Origin of the sequence: Acinetobacter entericus, assembly GCF_026168575.1 — a bacterium.
In the GTDB taxonomy this organism is placed as follows: Bacteria; Pseudomonadota; Gammaproteobacteria; order Pseudomonadales; family Moraxellaceae; genus Acinetobacter; species Acinetobacter bouvetii.
This window is the reverse complement of record NZ_JAPEQW010000100.1, coordinates 1-1157: the sequence shown is the minus strand read 5'-3', so window position 1 is coordinate 1157 and position 1157 is coordinate 1. Positions and strand designations below refer to the sequence as shown.

Genomic DNA, 1157 nt, shown 5'->3' with positions numbered 1-1157 from the left:
GAGCGTTAATGCAAGTAACATAATCACGGCTACATTATACGAAATATTGTATTTTAAGGCTTTGATTCCATTATGTTTTTCTTAGCCAAAGGCTTAACACTGAAAATTTGCATTTGAGCGCCGAACTTTGTTTGTGACTCTACAAACTGAATTTCTACTTCCTGAGCGTTGTCTGCGCACTCAGCCAAAACAGCTTCGATCTGTTCGACTGGCATAACGCCTGCTGCTGGAGACAAGTTGTAACGCTGTGGTGAAAATACTGTTGTAGACAGATAAACCTTCTCTTTACCGTCTTTTTCGGTGCGGTAAACAGATGGCAAAATGGTGCGTGTATTAAATTGAACTTGCATGGTTAAAGCCTCCTCAGGCAACTAAATGTAAACCCGATTTCGGGCTGTATTGTGAAACTGGAATTTGATAATCAGACGGCTGTTGGTCGCACATCTTGAGTTCGAACATGCGAACAAATGGAATGACTTTGCCGTTTGGATTCTTGGCAAGGTTCTGTAAATGACCCAATGAAATTTCACAGTCTAAAAGCGAGTTTAGAGACTTGTGATATTGAGCTTTGCTATATATTTTCTGAGTTGCTGATAAACCCATTTGACGAACCAATGAATAAAATTTCATAGCATTCATTGCTTTGGTATAACTTGGTTTACCTGTTTTGGTATAAGTAACTAGCTTAGATTTAAGTAAATCTAAGATTTCTCCATCAGACGAAAAATTCATATATTTACCCTTCATTGTGTCTAGGATCGGGTCAAAAGCTACGTGCCAGAGGCGTAGCAATAATTCTGGCTGTTCATGTTGCAACTTGATTAACTGAAATAAATTTGACGGATAACCGTTTTTAGTCAGATAGGTTTTACAAATACGAGCTTCAAGACGTAAAACGGCATTCGCAAAAGGCAAAGCATCATGCATAGCCATTACAAGCGACTTAGAGCGCATACAGCCCTTATCTGCTTGTTTCTGAATCTTATTTAACTGGCTTTTTACTTCTTCAAATTTGCCATAGGCTTTAGGTCGAACACTGGCAGCATCATTGCCCCAAGTAATGTAGTTTTCATATTTAACTTGGCGTGCTTTACGGTGTCCCGAAGCAAGATTAGAGGTGGTTCCACTTGTTTGAACAACTAAAAGCGTATTTATAA

At 38.9% G+C, this 1157-nt stretch carries 2 protein-coding genes; both read right to left on the bottom strand.

The features are described 5' to 3' along the window. Window positions 1-53: 53 nt before the first annotated feature. The gene (locus tag OKC24_RS19700) at window positions 54-350 is read right to left on the bottom strand and encodes a hypothetical protein (protein ID WP_265466290.1); all 297 of its coding nucleotides are present in this window, start codon (window positions 348-350) and stop codon (window positions 54-56) included. A 13-nt stretch (window positions 351-363) separates the two neighbouring features. Next, the coding region (locus OKC24_RS19695) for a phage/plasmid replication protein, II/X family (RefSeq protein WP_265466289.1) at window positions 364-1157 on the bottom strand (794 nt) is incomplete at its 5' end.

Excerpts from the sequence above, each read along its gene's own strand:
- OKC24_RS19700 (WP_265466290.1), bottom strand. The coding sequence starts at position 350 with ATGCAAGTTCAATTTAATACACGCACCATTTTGCCATCTGTTTACCGC.